General features: G+C 77.5%; 1 protein-coding gene. It reads right to left on the bottom strand.

Annotated features, from left to right (window positions below):
* On the bottom strand, positions 1-772 hold a 772-nt coding region (locus tag F2B26_RS16530), incomplete at its 3' end, for a Rossmann-like and DUF2520 domain-containing protein (RefSeq protein WP_159811177.1).
* Positions 773-779 lie beyond the last annotated feature (7 nt).

Genomic DNA, 779 nt, shown 5'->3' with positions numbered 1-779 from the left:
CCGCGTCCGGGTCACCCCGGCGCACCGGCCCGGTGAGGGCCAGGATCGCGCCCGGTCCGGGCCGCTCCCCCGCACCCGGCGGCGACTGGGCCCGCAACGCGCCCTCGAGGGCCGCGTCGAGCAACGGGCGCAGCGTGCGGCCCGGGTCGGCGACACCGGCGGCGGCGAGCGCCTGCGCGGCCTGCGCGACGAGGACCACGAGGTGGTTCGCCCCGTGCGCGAGGGCCGCGTGGTAGAGCCCCCGGGCCTCCTCGGCGACCACGACGGGCTCACCGCCGAGCTCGACCACGAGCGCCTGCGCGATCGGCAGGAACGGCGCCTGCGCGGTGACCGCGAACGTCGCACCCTCCAGGTGCGCCACGTCGAGCGAGGTCCCGGTGAACGTCATCGCCGGATGGATCGCCAGCCCGATCGCACCGGCAGCCCGCGCCGGGGCCAGCACGTCGACCCCGAACCGACCGGCGGTGTGCACGACGAGCTGCCCCAGCTGCCAGGCGCCCACCTCGGCCAGGCCGGCGACCAGCGGCGCCAGCTCGTCATCGGGCACCGTGAGCAGCACGAGCTCGGCACGACGCACCACCTCGGGCACATCGAGCACGGGGACCCCCGGCAGCATGACCTCAGCACGTTCGCGGGACGCCTGCGAGATGGCGCTGCACGCGACCACCGGGTGCCCGGCCGCGCGCAGCGCACTGCCCAGGGCGGCACCGACCCGCCCGGTGCCGACCACTCCGATGCCGAGCCGACCCGGCCGGTCCGACGCGCTCGTCATGCCGGCG

This window comes from Cellulomonas citrea, assembly GCF_009829685.1.
GTDB classification, from domain to species: Bacteria; Actinomycetota; Actinomycetes; order Actinomycetales; family Cellulomonadaceae; genus Cellulomonas; species Cellulomonas citrea.
The sequence above is the reverse complement of the archived record's forward strand: the minus strand, read 5'-3'. Positions and strand labels throughout refer to the sequence as shown.